General features: G+C 66.8%; 17 protein-coding genes and 1 pseudogene. 9 read left to right on the forward strand and 9 right to left on the reverse strand.

The annotated features are described in order from the left end of the window. The first annotated feature begins 7 nt into the window (after window positions 1-7). Window positions 8-1849, forward strand: a complete 1842-nt coding sequence (locus EL249_RS11640) for a glutamine--tRNA ligase/YqeY domain fusion protein (RefSeq protein WP_005672132.1) — start codon at window positions 8-10, stop codon at window positions 1847-1849. A 439-nt stretch (window positions 1850-2288) separates the two neighbouring features. Further along, window positions 2289-3635 (forward strand): DUF2325 domain-containing protein, encoded by a 1347-nt coding sequence (locus tag EL249_RS11645; RefSeq protein WP_050781757.1) that lies wholly within the window; start codon window positions 2289-2291, stop codon window positions 3633-3635. A 147-nt stretch (window positions 3636-3782) separates the two neighbouring features. Here EL249_RS11645 and EL249_RS11650 read toward each other — a convergent pair whose 3' ends face one another. The 5 genes from EL249_RS11650 to EL249_RS11670 form a co-directional block, all read right to left on the reverse strand. Next, window positions 3783-4649, reverse strand: a complete 867-nt coding sequence (locus EL249_RS11650; RefSeq protein ID WP_005672129.1) for a DUF3108 domain-containing protein — start codon at window positions 4647-4649, stop codon at window positions 3783-3785. Window positions 4650-4679: 30 nt separating this feature from the next. Beyond that, window positions 4680-5246, reverse strand: a complete 567-nt coding sequence (locus EL249_RS11655) for a TPM domain-containing protein (RefSeq protein ID WP_197721587.1) — start codon at window positions 5244-5246, stop codon at window positions 4680-4682. Continuing rightward, window positions 5236-6264, reverse strand: a complete 1029-nt coding sequence (locus EL249_RS11660; RefSeq protein ID WP_005672126.1) for a TPM domain-containing protein — start codon at window positions 6262-6264, stop codon at window positions 5236-5238. Before EL249_RS11660 ends, EL249_RS11655 begins: the two co-directional genes overlap by 11 nt. An 81-nt stretch (window positions 6265-6345) precedes the next feature. Next, window positions 6346-7020: a LemA family protein gene (locus EL249_RS11665; RefSeq protein ID WP_005672124.1), complete on the reverse strand. Its 675-nt coding sequence runs from the start codon at window positions 7018-7020 to the stop codon at window positions 6346-6348. 314 nt (window positions 7021-7334) lie between these two features. After that, window positions 7335-8756, reverse strand: a complete 1422-nt coding sequence (locus tag EL249_RS11670) for a phospholipase A (protein ID WP_005672122.1) — start codon at window positions 8754-8756, stop codon at window positions 7335-7337. 287 nt (window positions 8757-9043) lie between these two features. Between EL249_RS11670 and putA the strand changes: the two genes are divergently transcribed. Continuing rightward, complete coding sequence (putA, locus tag EL249_RS11675) at window positions 9044-13006, forward strand: trifunctional transcriptional regulator/proline dehydrogenase/L-glutamate gamma-semialdehyde dehydrogenase (protein ID WP_005672120.1); 3963 nt, start codon at window positions 9044-9046, stop codon at window positions 13004-13006. A gap of 225 nt (window positions 13007-13231) precedes the next feature. Here putA and EL249_RS11680 read toward each other — a convergent pair whose 3' ends face one another. Both EL249_RS11680 and EL249_RS11690 read right to left on the reverse strand, forming a co-directional pair. After that, window positions 13232-13810: an NUDIX hydrolase gene (locus EL249_RS11680; protein ID WP_005672118.1), complete on the reverse strand. Its 579-nt coding sequence runs from the start codon at window positions 13808-13810 to the stop codon at window positions 13232-13234. A 139-nt stretch (window positions 13811-13949) separates the two neighbouring features. After that, window positions 13950-14240 carry a type II toxin-antitoxin system Phd/YefM family antitoxin gene (locus EL249_RS11690; protein WP_005672116.1) on the reverse strand — a complete coding sequence of 97 codons (291 nt, stop codon included), beginning with the start codon at window positions 14238-14240 and terminating at the stop codon, window positions 13950-13952. 235 nt (window positions 14241-14475) lie between these two features. On the opposite strand from EL249_RS11690, the pseudogene EL249_RS11700 reads away from it, so the two are divergent. Beyond that, window positions 14476-14670 (forward strand): annotated as a pseudogene (locus EL249_RS11700) (type II toxin-antitoxin system VapB family antitoxin); the annotation flags it as partial. A 65-nt stretch (window positions 14671-14735) separates the two neighbouring features. Then, complete coding sequence (locus EL249_RS11705) at window positions 14736-15116, forward strand: type II toxin-antitoxin system VapC family toxin (RefSeq protein ID WP_005672112.1); 381 nt, start codon at window positions 14736-14738, stop codon at window positions 15114-15116. 31 nt (window positions 15117-15147) lie between these two features. Here EL249_RS11705 and EL249_RS11710 read toward each other — a convergent pair whose 3' ends face one another. Next, complete coding sequence (locus EL249_RS11710) at window positions 15148-15756, reverse strand: RBBP9/YdeN family alpha/beta hydrolase (RefSeq protein ID WP_005672111.1); 609 nt, start codon at window positions 15754-15756, stop codon at window positions 15148-15150. 214 nt (window positions 15757-15970) lie between these two features. Here EL249_RS11710 and EL249_RS11715 point away from each other — a divergent pair, with 214 nt between their 5' ends. The 3 genes from EL249_RS11715 to EL249_RS11725 all read left to right on the forward strand — a co-directional run bounded on the left by EL249_RS11715 (window position 15971) and on the right by EL249_RS11725 (window position 19399). Continuing rightward, a complete protein-coding gene (locus EL249_RS11715; protein ID WP_005672110.1) occupies window positions 15971-17806 on the forward strand; it encodes a monovalent cation:proton antiporter-2 (CPA2) family protein in 1836 nt (611 codons plus the stop codon). 12 nt (window positions 17807-17818) lie between these two features. After that, on the forward strand, window positions 17819-18526 hold the full coding sequence (locus EL249_RS11720; protein WP_005672108.1) for a helix-turn-helix transcriptional regulator: 708 nt from the start codon (window positions 17819-17821) through the stop codon (window positions 18524-18526). A gap of 207 nt (window positions 18527-18733) precedes the next feature. Then, on the forward strand, window positions 18734-19399 hold the full coding sequence (locus EL249_RS11725) for a glutathione S-transferase family protein (protein WP_005672107.1): 666 nt from the start codon (window positions 18734-18736) through the stop codon (window positions 19397-19399). 88 nt (window positions 19400-19487) lie between these two features. Here EL249_RS11725 and EL249_RS11730 read toward each other — a convergent pair whose 3' ends face one another. Further along, on the reverse strand, window positions 19488-20756 hold the full coding sequence (locus EL249_RS11730) for an MFS transporter (protein WP_005672106.1): 1269 nt from the start codon (window positions 20754-20756) through the stop codon (window positions 19488-19490). A gap of 416 nt (window positions 20757-21172) precedes the next feature. On the opposite strand from EL249_RS11730, the gene nhaC reads away from it, so the two are divergent. Then, window positions 21173-22639, forward strand: a complete 1467-nt coding sequence (gene nhaC / locus EL249_RS11735) for a Na+/H+ antiporter NhaC (RefSeq protein ID WP_005672104.1) — start codon at window positions 21173-21175, stop codon at window positions 22637-22639. The last annotated feature ends 109 nt before the right edge of the window (window positions 22640-22748 follow it).

Raw genomic sequence — 22748 nt, forward strand, 5'->3', positions numbered from 1 at the left:
GCACTCAATGAAGACATCCGATGCTTCCGGGGCGGCCGCCGGCCGCCCTGCCGACACCGGCGCAGCCAGCGGCCGCCCGGCCGAGGCCAACACCGCCACGGTCAGCAACTTCATCCGCCAGGCCATCGATGCCGACCTGGCCAGCCAGAAGCTGGCGGGCCGCACCTGGGCGGGCAAGCCCGGCACGGCTGACGTCCAGCGTGCAGGCCAGGCGGATCCGGCGCGCATCCGCACGCGCTTTCCGCCCGAGCCCAACGGCTTCCTGCACATCGGGCACGCCAAGTCGATCTGCCTGAACTTCGAGCTGGCGGCCGACTACGGCGGACGCTGCCACCTGCGCTTCGACGACACCAATCCCGAGAAGGAAAACCAGGAGTACGTCGACGCGATCATCGATTCGGTGCGCTGGCTGGGCTTCGACTGGACCTTTCCCGATGGCGAGAGCAACCTCTACTACGCCAGCGACTACTTCGAGACCTTCTACCAGATCGCGCTGAAGCTGATCGAGGCCGGCCACGCCTACGTGGACAGCCAGACCGGTGACGAGATCCGCGAGAACCGGGGCACGCTGACCGAGCCGGGCCGCAACTCGCCGTTCCGTGACCGCTCCGTGGAAGAGAACCTGCGCCTGTTCCGGGAAATGCGTGCGGGACAGCACCCCGATGGCTCGATGGTGCTGCGGGCGCGGATCGACATGGCCTCGCCCAACATCAACATGCGCGACCCGATCCTGTATCGGGTCCGCAAGGCGCACCACCACCGCACCGGCGACGCCTGGCCCATCTACCCGATGTACGACTACGCACATCCGCTGGAAGATGCGCTGGAGCGGATCACGCATTCGCTGTGCACGCTGGAGTTCGAGGACCACCGGCCGCTGTACGACTGGCTGCTGGCCCGCGTGGCGGAGACGGGGATGCTGGACGAGCCGCTGCCGCGGCAGATCGAGTTCGCCCGGATGAACCTGACCTACACCATCACCAGCAAGCGCAAGCTGAAGGCGCTGGTGGACGAGGGCATCGTGTCGGGCTGGGACGATCCGCGGATGACGACGATCGCTGGTCTGCGCCGACGCGGTTTTCCGCCGGCTGCCATCCGGCTGTTCTGCGAACGCGCCGGCATCTCCAAGGCCAGCCAGCTGATCGAGATGGCGGTGCTGGAGCAGACGGTGCGCGAGGTGCTCGACCCCGAGGTCGACCGCCTGCACGTCATCACGGATCCCATCCGCCTGGTGATCGAGAACATGGACCCGGCCGAGCGGATCATCTGCGAGGCACCCCGCCATCCGCATCACCCCGAACGGGGCGTGCGCCGCTTCGAGCTGAGCCGCGAGCTGTGGATCGAGCGCGAGGACTTCGCCGAGAACCCGCCCAAGGGCTTCTTCCGGATGACCCCGGGCCAGATGGTGCGTCTGCGCCATGGCTTCGTGGTGCGCTGCACCGGCGTGGACCGCGACGCCAACGGCGAGATCCTGCAGGTGCGCTGCGAGTATCTGCCCGATACCCGCTCGGGCACGCCTGGCGCCGACAGCGTGAAGGTCAAGGGCAACATCCACTGGGTGTCGGCCAGCGATGCCGTGCCGGTCGAGCTGCGCATCTTCGCGCCGCTCTTCCTGGACGCCCAGCCGGATGCGGGTGGACGTGATCCGCTGGAGAACATCAACCCCGAGTCCAAGACGGTGCGCACCGGCTATGCCGAACCGCTGATCCGCGAAGCGAAGCCTGAGCAGCAGTTCCAGTTCGAGCGCCAGGGCTACTACGTGGCCGACCGCTTCGACCACACGGCCGACAAGCCCGTGTTCAACCGGGTGACGACGCTGAAGGACTCGTTCGGCAAGAAAAAGGGCTGAAACGACGGGGGCATCCCCTGACCGTGAACGTCACAACAAGGGCCGCCATCGCCACGTGCGAGGCGGCTCTTTCCTTTTGGCCCCTTCGCCCATCCACCTCCCCGCACTCGCCTCGCCCGTGGGCAGCTTTCGCACGCCCTCTCCCAGCTGCCGGCACGCCGCCCACGCCAACAGCCGAGCCATCCCGTACCCCTTCCCGCCAGCCCTCCCACACACCTTTCACCGTCCTGGCGTCCCTGGGCGCCGTGAAGGGATTAAGTTTGCTAATGATAATGAGTAGCAGTAGACTATGACGACTTGACCACGAAGCATGGGGCCGGCCATGCAGGACGGGCCCATCCCCGTCTCAGGGGACGTCTCATCGGGCACTTCCGCTCACCGCGCCCTTCCCCGTCACCGGCCCCCCTGGTCCCCCGTTTCCTTCCAGAAGAACCACACCATGCAGGACCGTGAACTTTATCTGGGCGATCGGCCGACCCTGGCCATCCTGAAGAATCCGACCGAAGGCGCGCTGGACATCAGCAACTTCGAGCCGACAATGCGCCAGCCCGCCAAGCTGCCGGCCGACAACGGATCACGTCGTCGCAAGCTGTGGGATCTGGCCGCACACTGTCACTGTCCGATCGTCGGCTTGTGCCTGTCAATGAACACGCTGCGCAAGCTGGCTGCCCGCACGATGGACGCCCCTCTGCCCGAGGACGATTACGAGCTGCACGTCAACGCGGTCAACGAGTGCCGCCGACGCGGCGAGCTGTCGGAGCTGCTGCAGAAGGAGCTGGACCAGCGCTATGCCATGACCATCCGCAAGCTGGCCTCGGTCAAGACGGCCGAGGCGCTGCATGCGCAGTGGAAGCAGTTTGTGGCCAGAAACGAAGCCACGGCCGGCCTCTGGGCCTGCATGACGCACCCGCGCTGCGATGCCGCCACGCTGGAGCGGATCTACCGCGAGGTGCACATGCTGCAGCACCACGCCAGCGCCGCCTCGCGCGACAAGGACGAGCGCTACCAGTCGCTGGCCGAGGAACACGCACGCTGCCAGCAGGACATCGAGAAGGCCCGCCAGCGCTATCAGCAGCTGCAGGTGGAGAAAGCGGCCGAGACCGAGGCGCTCAATGGCGAGCTGCAGCGGCTGCGCGCCGACAACGCCGGCAAGGAAAACACCATCCGCCAGCTGCAGGAAGAGCTGGAAACCCTGCGCCGCAACGCCGAGGACCTGGACAGCCGCATCGAACTGTCCGAACAGGTGCGCTGGCTGAGCGAGCGCAACCAGGAACTGATGCAGCGCATCGTCGACATGCGCCGCAACCTGGCCGCCCCCGAACAGCCAGCCCCGGTACTGGACGAGGCGACCGAATCCGGGTCCGCAGACGGCGCCCCGGCAGCACCGGCTTCCACCGGCTGCCCGCGTCAGGCCGCTGTGGCCCGGGGCGAGGTGACGGCCGAGCAGCTGGATTCACGCGCGGTGCTGTGCGTGGGCGGGCGCCATGCGGCGATCTCCATCTACCGCCGCATCGTCGAGAAGAAAGGCGGTCGCTTCATCCACCACGACGGTGGCCGTGAAGACAGCGTGCACCGGCTGGATGCCAGCCTGGCCGCCGCCGACCTGGTGATCTGCCAGGCGGGCTGCATCAGCCACAGTGCCTACTGGCTGGTGAAGGATCACTGCAAGCGCACCGGCAAGCGCTGCGTGTACGTGGACAAGCCCAGCGCCAGCGCCTTTGCGCGCGGTCTGGCCCAGAGCGTCCAGGAAGACGCGACACCCATCCCGGAGGAAACAGAAGCATGATGCAGCTCTCCCCCCGAATCCGTGCCCGCCTTGAACTGATCGGCTTTGCCCTGCTGGTGGGCTCCATCTGGCTGCTGGTGCCGATCACCAATACGGGCGCCTGACGACGCTCGGCCGAGAACGCTCAGCCCCTTGGGGATCCCTGATTCAGCGGATCTCCTGCGGGCGGCGCCTGAGCACCTGATCGACGATCTTGCCGCCGCCACCATGGTCGAACACGCGGATGCGCACCGGCAGCATCTTCAGCTCCGGGGCCAGCCAGATGTCGAAGCGCGGCGCGTCCTGGTCGCCGGGCTTCTCGACGGAGATGTGCAGCGCGTCGAATTCGCCGGCGTTGGTGCGCATCCGTTCCTGGCTCACCACCCGGAAGAAGGGTTCATCGATGCGGCGTGAGCCGGCCAGCGGCAGCACGAACTTCTGACCGGGCTTGAAGCGCTGGGCATCGGCTCGGGCCAGCAGGCCCAGCTGGAAGAAGATGGTGAGGCGGTCCTGCGTGCCATCCGGATAGGCGAAATCAATGGCCGGGTCGCCTTCCTGGCGGACATGCCGTGACGGGCTGTCGAAGCGGTAGCGACGCTCGGGCCGACGGCCCCGTTTCTCGGAATAGCGCGCGGGCACGAAACCTTGCGCGCTCATCACCCCTTCACTGACCTGCACGAGCGTGCCGGAATAGAACACGGCCAGCACCCCGCTGGCGCGGGCTTCGGTATCGAGCCGATAGCGATTGCCCTGCTTCTGGAAGCGATAGGTGGCGCTGGCCACCTCCACCCCGCTGCCGGAGTAGTCACCGTAGTAGACATCGAAATCCAGCGTGAAGGCCGCAGCTGGCAGACCGGGCACCGACAGCCGGGTGAGCACGGGCGCACCGTTGTCGGTCGCCGGCTTCGCACCGGATGTTGCGGCACCGGCCGTCCCCGAAGCTGCCTCGGCAGCCCGGACCATCCGGCCCAGCGGCAGGGCCAGCGCACTCCCCAGCAGGAATGAAGAAAGCTGTCGGCGACGATCGGAAATCATGACGCTCCGGGAGAGGACGCCACCACCGCCTCAGAGGCGGATCGGACGGTCGTCCAGTTCGTTGGGATTGGCGCGGCCCGGCACGGCCGGCAGCGCCTCGGCCAGTGCCTGGCCCAGTCGTTCAATGGCGGACACCACGCCATCGACCGGGTTGCCGTGGCTGATGGTGCTGACAATCTGCTGGCAGGTCTCATGCCAGATACCGGCCGGCAGACGCTGATGCACCAGCCGATCCGCGATGATCTCGACAGCACGGTCGGCCGTCAACAGGTAGATGAGGATGCCCGTGTTCTCTTCGGTATCCCAGATGCGCTGTTCACCGAACACCTGCAGCGCCCGCTCGCGGGCCGTCAGCCCGCGGCGCAGCGCATGCCAGGCCAGTCGGGACTCCAGCGCAAAGCGGACCTCGCCCCGATGACGGCTTTCACCGGCCACGATGGCGGCCTCGATGCGATCGAAGGCCGCATCGTCGAAGGCACGGCCGACCGGATCAGGGGCCAGGCCGCTGTGACGCCAGAAGCAGGCCAGACTGCGCCGCCCGGCCTTCATGGATGCCGGCTTGCCCGGCGTGTACCCGTCGACAGAATCACCAGCCACCGGATGCCCCTCCTCCACCGAAACCACCGCCGCCGCCACTGAAGCCGCCGCCTCCGCCGAATCCGCCACCCCCACCGAATCCGCCGCCGAAACCACCGCCACCGCCCAGGCCGCCACCCCAGCCGCCACCGCGACGGTTGTTGCGATACGTGTGACGACCCACCTGCTGCAGGCCGGGCGACGTGCCCAGCGTGACCAGCAGCACGAAGCCCAGCACCACGGCGCCGCAGATGGCCGCCACGATCGGTGAACCCAGGATGCCGAAGGCCGAGAAGCCCATGACGCCGCCAGCACCGATGGAGGCCAGCCACCGCCCGATGATGCCTGAGGCGATGACCCCGCCGATGCCCAGGAAGAACATCAGCGGCAGCACGTCCTCGGCCCAGGTGTCGAAGGGATCGACCGCCCTGGAAGGTTCAGGCAGCGCCTCGCCGTCGATGCGCGCCTGCAGTGCGTCGACCGCTGCCTGCACGCCCCCGTCCCAGTCCTGCTGCCGGAAATGCGGCAGCAGCTGCTGGTCGATGATCCGCTTGGCGATGCCATCGGAAATGGCGCCTTCCAGGCCGTAACCGACCTCGATGCGGGCGCGGCGGTCATCGCGCGCCACCAGAAGCAGCACGCCGTCATCGACGTCCTGACCGGAAGGTCCCGCCTTGCCGCGCCCCAGCTTCCAGGCCTCGGCCACCCGTATCGAATAGGCCTCGATGGGCTCGGGCTGCGTGGTCGCCACCACCAGCACGGCCAGCTGGCTACCCTTGCGTTCCTGTAGGGCCAGCAGCTGCTGGGTCAGGGCTTCGCGCGTGTCGGGGCTCAGCAGCCCCACGGTATCGACCACCGGGCCGGACAGCTTCGGCACGGCCTGCAGCTGCTGTGCCCCGGCAGGAAGCACCATCGACAGCATCCCGAGCACCAGCACCACGGCCAGCAGGAAGGCGCGCAGGCCGCGCCCGCCCACGCCAGCACGCACCGGTCGGTCAGGCACGGTGACGGAGCATTCGGAACGGTTCGGCATCTTCATGGGATTGAAGGCGTTCGCCCGGCGGAAGGGACCGGCAGCGCCGCACCGCCAGGCGGGCGCCGACCGGCAACAGCCCGGGTCTTACTGGGCCGCAGGCGCCGGCTGGGCGGCCGGTGCTGACTGGCCACCGCCGAAATCGACGGTGGGCGGCTTGCTGATGGCGGCTTCGTTCTCGACCGAGAACTGCGGCTTGGGTGCATAGCCCAGCACCTTGGCCGTCAGGTTGACCGGAAACTCACGCACCAGCACGTTGTAGGCGTTGATGGAGTCGATGTAGCGCTTGCGGGCCACCGTGATGCGGTTCTCGGTGCCAGCCAGTTCGGCCTGCAGCTCACGGAAGTTCTGATCGGACTTCAGCTCCGGATAGCGCTCGGCCACCACCAGCAGCCGCGACAGCGCACTGCTCATCTGGGCCTGGGCGCTCTCGAACTGCTTGAGCGAACCGGGATCGGTCGGGTTGGCCTGCTGCTGCACCTGGCCCACGCGCGAGCGCGCCTCGGTCACGCCCAGCAGCACCTCTTTTTCCTGGGCGGCGTAGCCCTTGACCGTGTTGACCAGGTTGGGAATGAGGTCGGCCCGACGCTGGTACTGGCTCAGCACCTCGGCCCAAGCGCTCTTGGTGGCCTCGTCGCCACGCTGGATGTCGTTGTAGCCGCAACCGGCCATGCCACCGGCCAGGAAGCCGACCACGGCGGCGGCGGCCACCCAGCGGGCCAGCTGGCGTGCCGTTCCCTGCTTCTTCGTCGATTCCACCATGTATCCGCTACGCTCCAGAAAGAAGGAATGAGGAAAAGGTTCTCGACCCGATGGTACCTGCTGCGGCCCGTGTCGGCAGCCGATGTCGGAATAGCCCCTGCCATTGGCAGGGAAATGTCATGTCGGAAACGTCGTTCCCGCGCCCATGCATCTCCTCTGAACAAGTTCCAGGCGCAGGCGCGTCACACACAGAACGGGACGCAGGACAATGCGATAGCTATCGTCAATAGAAAGGCTATTGACGATAAATGGCAACGTAGTCATGCGCCCGTTCCGGGAATGCGACGGCCGCGAGGACTTGTTCAGAGGATCCCTTAGAGCCACTGCGTCAGCGAGACCCCGATGCCGATCCGCGTCTGGCGATGGTTGTAATCGATCAGGCTGGCGCCATAGCCATGGAAAAGGTTGACGTGCGCCTTCAGGTAGCTGCTGATCGGGAAGGCATGTTCCAGGCCCACCGAGCCGCGCGAAGGGTTGAGCCGCAGCGAATGGCGCACGGTGAGCGCCCATTCGTAGCCGCCATGACGGTAGATGGCCACGGCTTCGCCCCGTCCGTAGAAATTGCTGATGTCGGGGTTGTCGTCGTCCTTGGCATTTTCGGGAATGCGCCACCACGGCCGCAGCAGCAGGGTCCAGCGCTCGCGCTCCAGGCCCGCCTGGAAGATGATGCGGTTCCAGCTGCGCGACAGGGGCAGCGAGCGGCCGTTGGAATGGTGGTTGAGCGAGACCGAGGCCAGTCGGCCATGCCAGCCGCCCAGCCGGTAGTTGGTGCGGAAGACCGCCATCACCTCGGGCTCGTAGTTGGTCTCACGGAACGGGCGCGACAGCTTCTGGGTATAGATCTGCCACATCGAGCGCTGCGTGTAGCCCACCCACAGGTCACCGTTGTCGCCGAACAGGTTCTCGGCCACCTTCGACTTGAAGCTGATCTGGAACGTGGTCTCGGCGCGGCGCCCCTGGTTGGCCAGCGAGGCATTGCCGGCATCGGTCGTGTTGAGCGGGTTGGGCGTGCCCGGCGCCCCGTTCAGGCTGGTCGTCCAGTCCACGAACGAGATGTACATCGGCTTGTAGGGACGCAGCAGGAAGCGCCCGCGGTTGGCGTCGTCGTCGAGTTCCCAATGGTCGGTCAGGTCAGTACCCAGCGAGCGCCGCACGTCCTGCACGGCCCGCGAGACATGCGAGCCGTCCAGCAGCAGCTTGCCGCGAGGACTGTCGTTGTTCTCGTCGGCACGGGTGTCATCGCTGGCCCCCAGGTTGGGCAGACGGATGAGCTGCACGCCCCCTGGCACGCCGGATGCGCCCATGCCCTTCCCGGCCGGCTGGCCGCTGGCTGTCGCGGACTGACGCTCGCCCTGTCCCGAGCCGACGGGCTGTGCGGCCCGGTCGGTTGCCTGCTGGCCGCCCTGCCCGGCGGCAGCCGGCATCCTCAGCCCCCAGGCCTTCAGCTTCGGAAGCTCCCGGTCCGGCTGCGGCAGTCGCCGGGCCATCACTTCGTCGTAGCACCCCAGCCGGCTCATGTCGTCCTCGATGCGCACGCAGTCCGAGACCTCGCGCGTGGCGCGCTGGATGTCCCGGGCCTGGCTGGCCGGGATCAGCACCATGTTCGTGTCGGGCGAGGCCTGGGCCACGGACGGCGAAGCCCCCTTCCGGGCCTGCGACACGACATCGCGTGCCTGCACGGTGGCCTGCCAGCCTGCCAGCCCGACGGCCAGCGACACGATCGTGGTGATCTTCATGCTCGAGAGGGTCTTGAATAAGGATCGGGCGGTCGTAAAACGGGCGCGACGAATGGCTGACCATGGCGCGCGGAGGGACCCCGATTCTACGGAATATGAGACACCAGGATATTTCTAAAAAAAAATGATACGCTGCCATTTTTACTGGCGGGGTTCGCAGTCCGGACCCCAAGCACTGGCTGTACCGGGTCCGGAGGGGACCGGGCAGCCCCCCGGGTGTCGGCAAGCCTGCCGACACCCGCCGGTGGGCGCCCAACCTGGATGCCGGCACATCGGAGACAAGAAACGTGAGCACGCCCCCCCTCGACATCAAGGTCGATGAAGCACTGCACAATCGCCTGAAGAACATTGCCGACCGCAACAACCGCAGTCTTCAATGGCTGACCCGACAGGCGCTGGTCAGCTATCTGGAAGCCATCGAACGTGGACAGGAGCCGCCCGACCAGCTGCCCTCGCCCCGCGCCGATGCGCCGGAGCTGCCCGAGGGCGTCAAGGGCGAGCCCTCGGCCCCCTTCGTGGCCTTTGCCCAGCAGGTGTCTCCGCAGACTCCGCGCCGTGCCGCCATCACGGCCGCCTGGCGCCGCCCCGAGCCCGAATGTGTCACCTGGCTGCTGGCACAGGCCAAGGACTCCCCGCTGACCGACCCTGGCTTCCAGGCGCGCGTCCACAAGCTGGCCCGTCGTCTGAGCGAGGGCCTGCGTGCCCGGCCGCGCGCCGGCGGCGTCGAGGCGCTGATCCAGGAGTTCGCGCTCTCCAGCCAGGAAGGCGTGGCGCTGATGTGCCTGGCCGAGGCGCTGCTGCGCATTCCCGACAGCCAGACGCGCGATGCGCTCATCCGTGACAAGATCGGCCACGGCGACTGGAAGGCCCACGTGGGCCAGTCCCCGTCCATCTTCGTCAATGCCGCCACCTGGGGCCTGGTCATCACCGGCCGGCTGGTGGGCACCAACAGCGAGAACAAGCTGGCCTCGGCGCTCACCCGCGTCCTCAAGCAGGGCGGAGAGCCGCTGGTGCGCAAGAGCGTGGACCTGGGCATGCGGATGATGGGCGAGCAGTTCGTCACCGGCGAGACCATCGAGGAAGCCCTGGCCAACGCCCGCAAGTACGAAGCCAAGGGGTTCCGCTACTCCTACGACATGCTGGGCGAGGCGGCCACCACCGAAGCCGACGCCCAGGCCTACATGGCCTCCTACGAGATGGCCATCCACGCCATCGGCAAGGCCTCGGGCGGCCGCGGCATCTACGAGGGCCCCGGCATCTCCATCAAGCTCTCGGCCCTGCACCCGCGCTACAGCCGTGCCCAGGTCGATCGCGTTCAGGCCGAGCTGCTGCCGCGCGTGCGCCAGCTGGCCCTGCTCTGCCGCCAGTACGACATCCCGCTCAACATCGACGCCGAAGAGACCGACCGGCTGGAGATCTCGCTGGACCTGCTGGAGTCGCTGTGCTTTGACCCGGCGCTGGCCGGCTGGAACGGCATCGGCTTCGTGGTGCAGGCCTACCAGAAGCGCTGCCCGTTCGTGCTCGACTACATCATCGACCTGGCCCGCCGCAGCCACCACCGGATCATGGTCCGCCTGGTCAAGGGCGCCTACTGGGACAGCGAGATCAAGCGTGCCCAGCTCGACGGCATGGACGGCTACCCGGTCTACACCCGCAAGGTGCACACCGACCTGTCCTATCAGGTCTGCGCCCGCAAGCTGCTGGAAGTGCCCGACGCCATCTATCCGATGTTCGCCACCCACAACGCCCAGACGCTGGCCACCATCTACGAGCTGGCCGGCCAGAACTACTACCCGGGCCAGTACGAATTCCAGTGCCTGCACGGCATGGGCGAGCCGCTCTACGAGCAGGTCACCAAGCCCGTTTCCGAAGGCGGTCTGGGCCGGCCGTGCCGCGTCTACGCCCCGGTGGGCACCTACGAGACGCTCCTGGCCTACCTGGTGCGGCGCCTGCTGGAAAACGGCGCCAACACCTCCTTCGTCAACCGCGTCAGCGATCCGTCGCTGCCGATCGACCAGCTGATCACCAACCCGATCGAGGAAGCGGCCTCCATCTCGCCGGTGGGCGCCCCGCACGACCGCATCCCGCTGCCGGTCGACCTGTACGCCACCGAAGTCTTCGGCAAGCGCACCAACTCCTCGGGCATCGACCTGGCCAACGAGCAGCAGCTGGCCACCCTGTCGGCAGGCCTGCTGGCCAGCACGAAGCAGGCCTGGCTGGCCCAGCCCGGCAACCGCCCGGCACCCGCCACCGGCAAGGGCGCCAAGCTGCCCGAGGATGCCAAGCCCGTGCTGAACCCGGCCGATCACCAGGACGTGGTGGGCCACGTGGTGGAAGCCACGCCGGCCGACATCGAGGCTGCGCTGAAGACGGCCGAAGCCGCCGCGAAGACCTGGAAGGACGTGTCCCCGGCTGACCGCGCCGCCTGCCTGCAGCGCGCCGCCCAGCTGATGGAAGACCGCATGGCGATCCTGATGGGTCTGGTGATCCGCGAGGCCGGCAAGTCGCTGCCCAACGCCATCGCCGAGATCCGTGAGGCCGTGGACTTCCTGCGCTACTACGCCAACCAGGTGACGGCCGAGTTCCAGAACGACACCCACCGGCCGCTGGGTCCGGTGCTGTGCATCAGCCCCTGGAACTTCCCGCTGGCCATCTTCACCGGTCAGGTTTCGGCCGCACTGGCTGCCGGCAACCCGGTCATCGCCAAGCCGGCCGAGCAGACGCCGCTGATTGCCGCCGAAGCCGTGCGCATCCTGCACGAGGCCGGCGTCCCGGCCGACGTGCTGCAGCTGCTGCCGGGCGACGGCGTGAAGGTGGGCGCCCCGCTGGTGGCCGACGCGCGCATTGCCGCCGTCATGTTCACCGGCTCCACCGAAGTGGCTCGCCTCATTGCCGCCACCCTGGCCCAGCGCCTGGACAGCGAAGGTCACACCATCCCGCTGATCGCCGAGACCGGCGGCCAGAACGCGATGATCGTCGACTCTTCCGCACTGACCGAGCAGGTGGTGCAGGACGTGCTGGTCTCGGCCTTCGATTCGGCCGGCCAGCGCTGCTCGGCCCTGCGCGTGCTGTGCGTGCAGGAAGACAGCGCCGACCGCGTGCTGACCATGCTGGAAGGCGCCACCCGCGAGCTGCGTCAGGGCAACCCCGGCGTGCTGGCCACCGATGTGGGCCCCGTGATCGACACCGAGGCACGCGACAACATCGTCAAGCACATCGACACGATGCGCGCCAAGGGCCACCGCGTCAGCCAGCCCGCCAGCGCACGCGCCGACCATCAGGCCATGGCCGCCGGCACCTACGTGCCGCCCACGCTCATCGAGATCAGGAGCATCAAGGACCTGGGCCGCGAGGTCTTCGGTCCCGTGCTGCACGTGCTGCGCTACAAGCGTGACGACCTCGAATCGCTGATCCGCGACATCAACGGCACCGGCTACGGCCTCACCTTCGGTGTGCACACCCGCATCGACGAGACCATCGACCGCGTGCTGCCGCAGATCCACGCCGGCAACCTGTACGTCAACCGCAACACCGTCGGTGCCGTGGTGGGCGTGCAGCCCTTCGGCGGCGAAGGCCTGTCGGGCACCGGTCCCAAGGCCGGCGGTCCGCTGTACCTGAAGCGCCTGCTGTCGAAGCGCCCGCCGACCGTGATTCCGCGCACGGCCGACAGCGCCGCCGCCCTGGCAGCACTGACCGAGTGGCTGCCCAAGGCCGGTCTGGTCGAGGCCGACACCGCCCTGGCCCGCCAGTACCTCAAGGCCCTGGAAGACGCCCAGATCGGCACCGAAGAGCAGACCATGCCCGGCCCCACCGGCGAGAGCAACACCTATCGCCAGGAAGGTCGTGGTCGCGTGCTGTGCGTGGCCAGCAGCCCGGCCGGTGCCGTGGCCCAGCTGGCCACCTGCCTGGCCACCGGCAACCAGGCGCTGTTCGTGGCCTCGGGCGCCGCGGCCGACGTGCTGAACGGCCTGCCCGCCTCGGTGCGCGCCAAGGTCAAGCAGATCACCGATGCCGAGATCGACAGCGCTGCCTTCGAGGGCGCGCTCTTCGAGGGTGAGGCCGAGCAGCTCAAGGCCCTGAACCAGCGCTTGGTCAAGCGCAGCGGCCCGATCGTCAACCTGCAAGGCCTGACGCCCGCGCAGCTCAAGAGCGGCCAGCACTACGGCAACGAGATCCTGCTGGCCGAACGGTCCATCAGCATCAACACCGCCGCAGCCGGCGGCAACGCCAGCCTGATGACGATGGCCTGATCGCCGTCATCGCCCTGAAGGCGGAAGGCCACGCCCCTGCGGGGGCGTGGCCGGAAACCCGATGGGCCCAGGCCGGACGGCCCGCCAGACCGCGGCGGGCACGGTCCCAACAAAAAACCGGGCGCAAGGCCCGGTTTTTTCATGCTGGCTGAGTACCAGCCCCTGAGTACCAGCCCGTTTTCCGGGCCGGTCACGGCTTCAGTGTCATGTCTTCGCCGCCCTGCCTCAGCGCCGTTTCGGCGCCGGCGGCATGGCCTCCTCGAACTGGACAATGATCTGCTCGATGTCGGCCCGGTGTGCGTGCAGCAGATCGACCAGCGACTTCTTCCGGCGGGCCGGCTTGGCGGGCGCCTTCATCACCGCCGGCGCCGGGATGGATGCCAGCAGTTCCTTCAGCCCTTCCGGATACAGCGGGCAGTCGGCCCGGGTCTCCTCGGGCCGGTGCCAGATGGCCGAGAAGTCCGTGCCATCGCTTTCCTTGCCCCGGATCACCTCCCGGGTATAGAAGGACGGGTCCTCGAAGCGGGCATCAAAGACCAGCACGATCTCGTGGCGCGGCTCATTGCCGATCTTGAAACGGTTCTCCAGCGTGCCGATGAGGCGGACCTCGGCGATCTCCGCGCCCAGCTCCTCCTTCAGCTCCCGGGCCAGCGTCTGCGCGCCGGACTCGCCGAACTCGATGCCCCCCCCCAGCGGCCGCAGGTAGGCCCCGTTGCGGTGCGGATCGTGCCCCCGCGCCACCAGGATCTTGCCCTCATGCCGGAACACACAGATGGCCACTGGCCGGACGACTTGCGCTGTCATGACGATTCCTTCAGTGATGATGATGGCCGCGGAACCGGCCGGGACTGTGGAGGATTATCCCTTATTTTTCAGATAAAGCTCGACACGATCAGTCGTCCAGGTAGGCACTCCGGTTCCGAAAAAAGCTTGCCGTACCGAATCACCTGGGCCCCTCCATCACACCCTTCCGTGCGCCTGTGCGAGCCTCCCTGCGCGCTGACTTGAACTCATCCACCAGCTCTTCCGGGTCGATCCGGTGCATGCTCAACAGCGCATCGAGTGCACTGCTGGCCTGCTCAAGAGCAGCCATATCGACTGTCTCCCCGGTCTGCGTCGGGATGAACACGCCCACCGTCTGGCCATGCCGGGTCACGGCCACAGGTGAGCCATCCTGAATGTACTCAGCCAGCCCCGCACGAAACTCTCTGATCCCTGCCTTGACGATCTGCATGGCCTGATTCCGTCATGTCGAAATGTGTATCTCAGTGTACACAACTGGCCGATATCCCACAATATCAAGGGACAGAGAGTCCTCCTGCCCCCCTACCTCCTCGCCACCCCGGCGCCCTGAACGACATCCTCCACCGCCTGCAGCACCACCGGCAGCTCGGTGAGAAGCCTGATAGAGCATTGCAGGAATCATCAATCCTGATGCAAAATGACATCAAATCGAATGGAGCCTTCCGATGCGCACTACGGTCACACTGGATGACGCACTTTACGAACAAGCGCTCGCTGTTGCCGACCCCGACATGGACAAGGCCGACCTCTTCCGGGAGGCCGTCAAGACCTTCGTCCGTATCCAGTCAGCCAAGCGTCTGGCCGCCTTGGGAGGCAGCATGCCTGACATGCAGCTTCCGCCGCGGCGCTCCCATTCCGACGATCCTGCATCCATCCAGGCCCAGCCTGCCACTTCTCGAAACGAAGATGGTTTTCCGTCGCTGCCATGACGACACGCGCCATCCTTGTAGACAGCAGCGTCTGGGTTGATCATTTCAGGCATGGCAATGAAGCACTGACAACGCTGCTTCATCAGGACCGTGTGCTGGTACATCCCTTCGTCATTGGTGAAATCGCATGCGGCACCCCGCCTGATCGCACCCGGGTCCTCGCCTGGCTGGCCGAGCTGCGCAGCACCCAGATATGCAGTCTGAACGAACTGATGGCCTTCATCGAGCGCCATCGTCTCTACGGTCTGGGCTGCGGCCTCGTCGATCTGATGCTGCTGGCCTCGACCCTGATGACGGAGAACGCTCTGCTCTGGACGCTCGACAGAAGGCTGAACAGCCTCGCAGAACGATTTGGCATCGCCCACACTGTCCGCTGAGTCTCGCAACGCACGGCCCGTCCTTTGCCCCCTACCTCGCCGCCACCCCGGCGCCCTGAACGACATCCTCCACCGCCTGCAGCACCACCGGCAGCTCGGTGAAACCCTCGCGGTCCAGGAAGTGGCCGGCGTCCGGCACCCGGTGCACCGTGCCGCCCAGGCGCTGTGCCAGCTGCTCGCTCACGGCCGGCGGCACTGCATAGTCGTTGGTGCTGACGACGTGATGCAGGACCGGCGACATGGCGTGAATCGTGGCCGTATCGATCTTCGCCCGATCGGCGTAGGCATCCACGTCAAAGCCATCCAGCGTGGACAATCCCGGGATCCGCCCCGCAAAGCCCGACACCAGCACGATGCCGCCCAGCCTCTTCGCGCCGGACTGACTGGCGAAATGCAGTGCGCTGATGGTGCCCAGGCTGTGTGCCACCAGAACGGTGTGTTCACCCGGCTGCCCGATGGCCTCGCGCATCGTGGCCTGCCAGCGGTCGAAGTCCGGGTAGCTGCTGTCCGGCATCCGCAGGCGGGTGACCTGAATCCCCCGTTCCCGCAACTGCGCTTCCAGCCAGGGGAACCAGTGCTCCTCGGGCGAAGCGTCGAAACCGTGGATGATGAAGACTCGCCAGGGATTCCGTTGCGTCATGATGATTCCTCCTCGTTGACCAATCAGGATACCCCGTCCCCAAGGGACTCCCGAACCTCAGGCCCCCCACTGGACAGGGCTTCCCCGGCCCACTGAAATCGGCGGGCCCGCTTCACCCCCCACCGATGGCGTTATCATCGCCCCTACTCTTCCCTGCGCAAGTCCCCCGGGACCACCGCATCCCCTCTCCCCCCCTCTCCTCGACTCCCGTTTCATGGCAGCAGAAAGTTCCTCGTTCGACCTCATCCAGGTCGTCTCCCTGCTGGGCGCCGCCGTCGTGGCCGTGCCCCTCTTCAAGCGACTGGGCCTGGGCTCGGTACTCGGCTATCTGGCCGCCGGCCTGGCCATCGGCCCCTACGGCCTGGCCCTGGTCACCGATTCGCACGCCATCATCCACATTGCCGAATTCGGGGTGGTGATGTTCCTGTTCGTCATCGGACTGGAGATGAAGCCCTCGCACCTGTGGGGCCTGCGTCGGCAGATCTTCGGCCTGGGCAGCCTGCAGGTGATTCTCTGCTCGATCCTGCTGACCTTCGTCGGCGTGCTCTTCGGCTTTTCGTGGGCGGTGTCCTTTGTCAGTGCCACCGGCTTCGTGCTCACCTCCACCGCCATCGTCATGCAGGTGCTGGGCGAGCGGCAGGAACTGGCCTCGCCGCGTGGCCAGCGCATCGTTTCCATCCTGCTGTTCGAGGACCTGCTGATCGTCCCGCTGCTGGCCATCGTCGCGTTCCTCGCGCCTGCCACACCCGAGAGTGCCGCGCATGCCACACCGCTGTGGCAGACCATCGGCACTGCCCTGCTCAGTCTGGCCGCCCTGGTGGCCGCGGGCCTCTGGGTGCTCAACCCCCTGTTCCGCGTGCTGGCCGCCAGCCGTGCCCGGGAGGTCATGACCGCTGCCGCGCTGCTGGTGGTGCTGGGTGCCGGCCTGCTGATGGAAATGGGGGGCCTCTCGATAGCCATGGGCGCCTTCGTGGCCGGCGTGCTGCTGTCCGAATCGAGCTTCCGGCACCAGCTGGAAGCCGACATCGAGCCGTTCCGCGGGCTGCTGCTGGGTCTCTTCTTCCTGGGCGTCGGCATGGCGCTGGACCTGAAGGTGGTGGCCGAGAACTGGGGCATCATCGTCTCGGGCGTCATCGCGCTGATGGTGACCAAGGCCCTCTGCGTCTATGGGGTGGCCCGCTTTGCCGGCAGCAACCACACGGATGCCATGGACCGCGCACTGCTGATGGCCCAGGGAGGTGAGTTCGCCTTCGTGCTGTACTCGGCAGCAGCCAGTGCCGGCGTGATCGATGCGCGGGTCAACGCCAACATGACGGCCATCGTGGTGCTGTCGATGGCCATCACCCCGCTCGTGCTGGTACTCTACCAGCGCTTCGGTAACCCCGCCCCGGCCGGCGAGGCCCGCGAGGCCGACACCTTCGACGAACAGCATCCGATCCTGGTGGTGGGCATGGGACGCTTCGGCCAGATCGTCAACAGCATGCTGCAGATGAGCAGCCACAGCACCACCGTCATCGACCTGGATCCGACCACCGTGGCCGGGCTCAACCGCTACGGCATCAAGACCCACTTCGGCGACGCTTCCCGCCCTGAACTGCTGCTGACGGCCGGCATCGAGAACGCCCGCCTGCTGGTGATCGCCATCGACAACCGGGAACAGGCACTGTCCATCGCCCACTTCGCCCGCGAGGTGAACCCCAACATCGACATCGTGGCCCGTGCCTACGATCGACTGCACACCTTCGACCTGTACCAAGCCGGTGCCAACGAGATCGTGCGCGAGACCTTCGACGCCGCCATCCGTGCCGGCAAGCGTGCCCTGGAAAGGCTGGGCATGAGCCGCGACGACGCCGAGAAGGTCGGCAAGATCTTCTACCGCCACGATCGCCACGGCATGATCGAGCAGGCCCGCGTCTACGACCCCACGCTCGGCCCCTTCAATAACAAGCAGATGGCCGAGCTGGTCGTGGCGCAGCGCGAAAGCACCCGCGAGGCCGTCCAGGCCGCCCTGCGGGGCGAAGAAGAGGAATGGCCGCATGGCGACGACTGAGCCGGTTGCCCCATGACCCGCGCCGAACGCCTGCTGGAGCTGATGCAGCGGCTGCGCCGTAGCCGGCAGCCGCTGCAGGCCCACACACTGGCCGAGCAGCTGGACATCAGCGTCCGCACCCTCTACCGCGATATCGAGACCCTGCGCCACCAGGGCGCCGACATCGAGGGCGAGGCCGGCGTGGGCTATGTGCTGAAAAAGGGCGGTCCCACCCTGCCGCCCCTCATGTTCCGAGAAAGCGAGATCGAGGCCCTGGTGCTGGGGCTGCGCTGGGTGGGCCGCCATGCCGACCCGGCCCTGGCCGACGATGCCCGCTCGGCGCTCTCCAAGATCGGCGCCATCCTGCCACCCCGGCTGGCTCCCATCTTCGACGAGCACGCGCTCTACCCCGCCGGCCGCCGGCAGAACACCGAAAGTGACGAGAACAGCGTGCTGCCCACCGTGCGCGCCGCCCTGCGCGAGAACCAGCGCCTGCGTCTGGACTACACCGACGGCGAGGGCCACACCAGCCAGCGCATCGTCTGGCCCCTGGCACTGGGCTACTTCGACGAGACCCCGGTCCTGGCCGCCTGGTGCGAGCTGCGCCAGGACTTCCGCCACTTTCGCACCGACCGCATGCAGCGGGCGCAGCCCGTCGGCCCCTGCCCGCTACCCCGCCTGCGCATGCTGGCCGAATGGCAGCGCCACACCGGCGTCGATCTGAGCCGGTACGACCCGTGATCGTGCAAGGGCATTCCCCGGACCGGATCCCGCAGCCGAACGACGCGCTCACGCCACCCGCAGATGCTTCACCAGCACCTGAAAAAATCGTGAGTCCGTCTGACCGTCCGGTCACCTGCCGCCTCCTGACGAAAACTGACAGCAGCCCGGCGTATAGTGGCTTCACGTCAGGGAAGCGCTTGGCCTTCCCCACCCCAGGAGCCCACGATGAGCCACTTCACCCTCTACACCAACCCCCGTTCCCGCGGCCGCATGGTGCGCTGGATGCTGGAAGAATGCGAAGCCACCTATGAGGTGGTGCCGGTACCCTATGGCGAGCCGATGAAGTCGGCCGCTTACCTCGCCGTGAACCCGATGGGCAAGGTGCCCGCGCTGAAGGTGGACGACACCGTGCTGACCGAGGCACTGGGCATCTGCACCTGGCTGGCCGAGCAGTTCCCGGAAAAGAACCTGATCCCTCCCGCAGGCCATGTGGAACGGGGCGAGTTCTACCGCTGGATGTGCTTTGCGCTGCATCTGGAATACGCCGCCATGGACCGCCGCTTCCAGCACCCGGACAATGATCCGGAACGCCGCTTTTCCGTCGGCTATGGCGACTTCGACACGGCCTTCAACACCCTGCGGGAACACCTGAAGACGCGCGAGTATCTGGTGGGTGACCACACCACGGTGCTGGACCTCTACTACGCGGGCCTGCTGATGCAGTTCATGCAGCCGCGGGGCACCGATACCGACAATCCGCGCAACCGTCCGGTGCTGTCCATCGACGATCCGGTCCTGGGCCCCTACGCCAAGCGTCAGATATCGCGCCCGGCCTTTGCCCGCGCCGCGGCGCTGGACAATGAGCTGGCCGCCCGGATGGCGTCGGCCTGATGAAATATCCGTGCCGCCCACGGCCAGGAGCGGAAACATCATGGGTCAGGCCTTCCGGAAAAGGCCCGGACGGGTGCACAGGACGGGCTCAGCCTTGTCCTTCCCTGTCCGGTTTCCCCGTGCGCCCCACCCAGACGGCCACCCCCAGCAGCAGCACGGCCGCCAGGGCGTACGGCACGGTGGGCGAAATCTCATAGAGCAGCGCACCGGCCAGCGGCCCCAGCACATTGCCCAGCCCTTGGGCCGCCCCTACCGAACCGGCCGCCGCACCCTGCTCGTGCGGCTGCACCGCATTGGCCGCCATGGCCGTGAAGGCCGGGAACACGAAGCCCATGCCCGCCGCTGCAACGAAGTAGGACAGCATCAGCGTCGGCACGCCGGTGGCCAGCAGCACCGATCCGAAGCCGATGCCGGCCGTGGTCATGCCGATGCAGATCATCCGGCCCGGTGGCAACATGACCCGCCGCACGACCATCTGCGTGATGATCAGCGCCACGCCCACAGTGGTCAGTGCCATGCCGGCCGCCTGCGCCCCTTCCCCGGGCGTCATGCCCAATCGGTCGATGGCAAAGAAGCCCACGACGATCTGACCCACGGCCACCGTGAACAGCGCCGTGAAGGCCGCCACCATCGGGCGGCGCAACCTCGGATCCAACAGGCGCGGCGACTGTCCCGGACGTGCGCCGACCGGCGGCGTGGCCGGCAGGAACTTCCACAACACCGCCAGTCCCAGTGCCGGCAGCAGCGCCGTCAGATAGAGCGGAGCCTCCAGCCCGAAGTGCGTGAGCTGCGCCGCCAGTGCAGGCCCCAGCACCAGACCCGCTCCATTGGCCGCGCCCAGCGATGCCATCGCGGCCACACGCCGCTCGGGCGGCAGGTTGTCGGCGATCAGCGCCTGGCTGGCCGTGGGCGCCGCCGCATAGAAGCCGCCGATGGCGCCGCGCGTCAGCACCAGCCCGGCAAAGACCAGCCCGACACTCATCGGCACGCGCATGGCCGCCACCAGCCAGCCACTCATGGCGCAGTAGCTCACGAAGAAGCCGGCAAAGCCGGTGAGCATCACGGCCCGGCGGCCCAGGCGGTCACTGGCCCGGCCCCAGATCGGGGCCATCAGCATCCACAGCACCCCACTCACCGTCACCGCCATCCCGGCCTGCCACGGTGCCAGCCCCAGTTGACGCGACAGCGAGCCGACGATGGAGACAAAGGCCATCATCGCCATGGTGCCGCACATGTAGGCAAACAGGATCGGGCGCAGCGTGAAGGCGCGGCCCGATTGCCCTGCCGGAGGACCACCCGAATCGGGTGCTGGCGACGGGGTACGTTCGGAAACGGAAGATGGCGCGGCTTCTGGCATGACGGGGGGCTGGCTCGAAAGGGACGGCAGGACACTGCCCGGCCGACGGCACATCGTCCGCAGCCATGGCAGGCGCTTTGCGCATTATGAGCCCGCCCCTGAAAGCGGCCCGGCAAATCCATATCGGCAACGGAAGCAACGCCCGAAGAATGGAAGCAAAACCCGAAGACTTCCGTTCCGTCCATGGTTTAGGGATCGGGCGCAGGAACTGCGCGTCTGGCGCATCTCTGTCTGCCCGATCGGGCATGGGTGCCGCGACGGGTAAGACCGGATGGCCTCCACTCAGGGCTTCCCCTAAGACCGCCGGGTGTCACTTGCACAATTCATGCCAGCCCACGGACAATGGCGTCACATAAACATTCACATGACAGCGAGGTCCCGGTTCTCCCGGGCCTTCGTACAAGGAGACCCCCGCCATGCTGCAAAGCTTCAGGAACCGGAGCGACTATCCGTTCTGGTTCGAGGTCGCACCACTTCTGCTGACCACTGCCATCCTGATGGTGCAGTTCTTCATCTTCAAGGACTACACGCCGCACGTCCCGCTGATCATCGGCATCTGCATCACCGGGCTCTTCATGTCGCTCAAGGGCAGGAAGTGGATCGACATGGAGCACAACATGTACCGGGTCATGAAGGTGGCGCTACCCACCATGGTCATCATCATGTGCGTGGGCATGGTCATCGCCAGCTGGATCGCTGCCGGCACGGTGCCCACCATCCTGGACTTCGGTCTGGGCATGCTCAGCCCGCGCATCTTCCTGCCCGCCACCTGCATCCTGGCCACGGTCGTGTCGCTGGCCACCGGCACCTCGTGGGGTACCGTGGGTACCGTCGGCCTGGCCATCATGGGCATTGCCCAGGCGCTGGGCGTGCCTGAATACTGGGCAGCCGGCGCCGTGGTCTCGGGCGCCTTCTTCGGTGACAAGATGTCGCCGCTCTCGGACACCACCAACCTCACCCCCGCCGTGGCCGGCACCGACCTCTGGAGCCACATCCGGTCGATGCTCACCAACACCATCCCCGCCTACGCGCTCACGCTCATCATCTACACCTGGGTGGGCATGGACTATGGCACCGATGGCGGCATGGGCAGCCTGGAAATGCGCGAGGCCATCCAGAACACGGTCCAGAGCAACTTCCAGCTGGGCTGGGTCACCCTCATCCCGCCGGTCGTGGTCATCACCATGGGCTTTCGCAAGTACTCGGTGATGGGCACGCTGTGCACCGGCGTCTTCATCGGTGCGCTCATCGCGGTGTTCTACCAGGGCGTGAGCCTCGACAAGATCTCCGGCATCCTGATGAACGGCTACACCGCCACCACCGGTCAGGAATACGTCGACAAGCTGCTCACCAAGGGCGGCATCCTCAACATGGGCTGGGTCATCACCATGATGTTCCTGTCGCTGGCCTTCGTGGGCGTGCTGGAAGCCTATGGCACCTTCCACGCCATCCTGCTCAAGATCAACAAGGTCATCTCCTCGCGCTTCTCGCTGGTGCTCACCTCGGCCGGCTCGGTGCTGACCGTGGGCATGGTGGCCGGTGAGGTCTACACCTCGCTGGTGCTGCCCGGCCGCCTCATGAAGTCCAAGTACGCCGAGATGGGCTATGACCGCTCCATCCTGTCGCGCACCATCGAGGACTGGGGCACGCTGGTCTCGCCGCTCATCCCCTGGAACAACGGGGGCGCCTTCGTCACCAGCACGCTGGGCATCAGCGCCTTCCTCTACGCCCCGTTTGCCCTGTTCTGCTGGCTCTCGCCACTCATCGGGCTGATCTATGCCGCCCTGGGCTGGTTCACCCCGCTCGATCCGAAAGGACCGCAGAAGATCGAGGAAGAGGAGATGGAAGACATCGCCGACGAGGTGCAAGACTACATGGTCTGAACGAACAATGCCGGGCCCGTCTTGCGACAGGTCCGGCATCGATCAGGATTCATGCAGGCGGGATTTCCCGCCCCACGGTACGCCCCGCTTCATCGGGGCGTACTTGCAT

The sequence above is a fragment of the Lautropia mirabilis genome, from assembly GCF_900637555.1.
Lineage (GTDB): Bacteria > Pseudomonadota > Gammaproteobacteria > Burkholderiales > Burkholderiaceae_E > Lautropia > Lautropia mirabilis.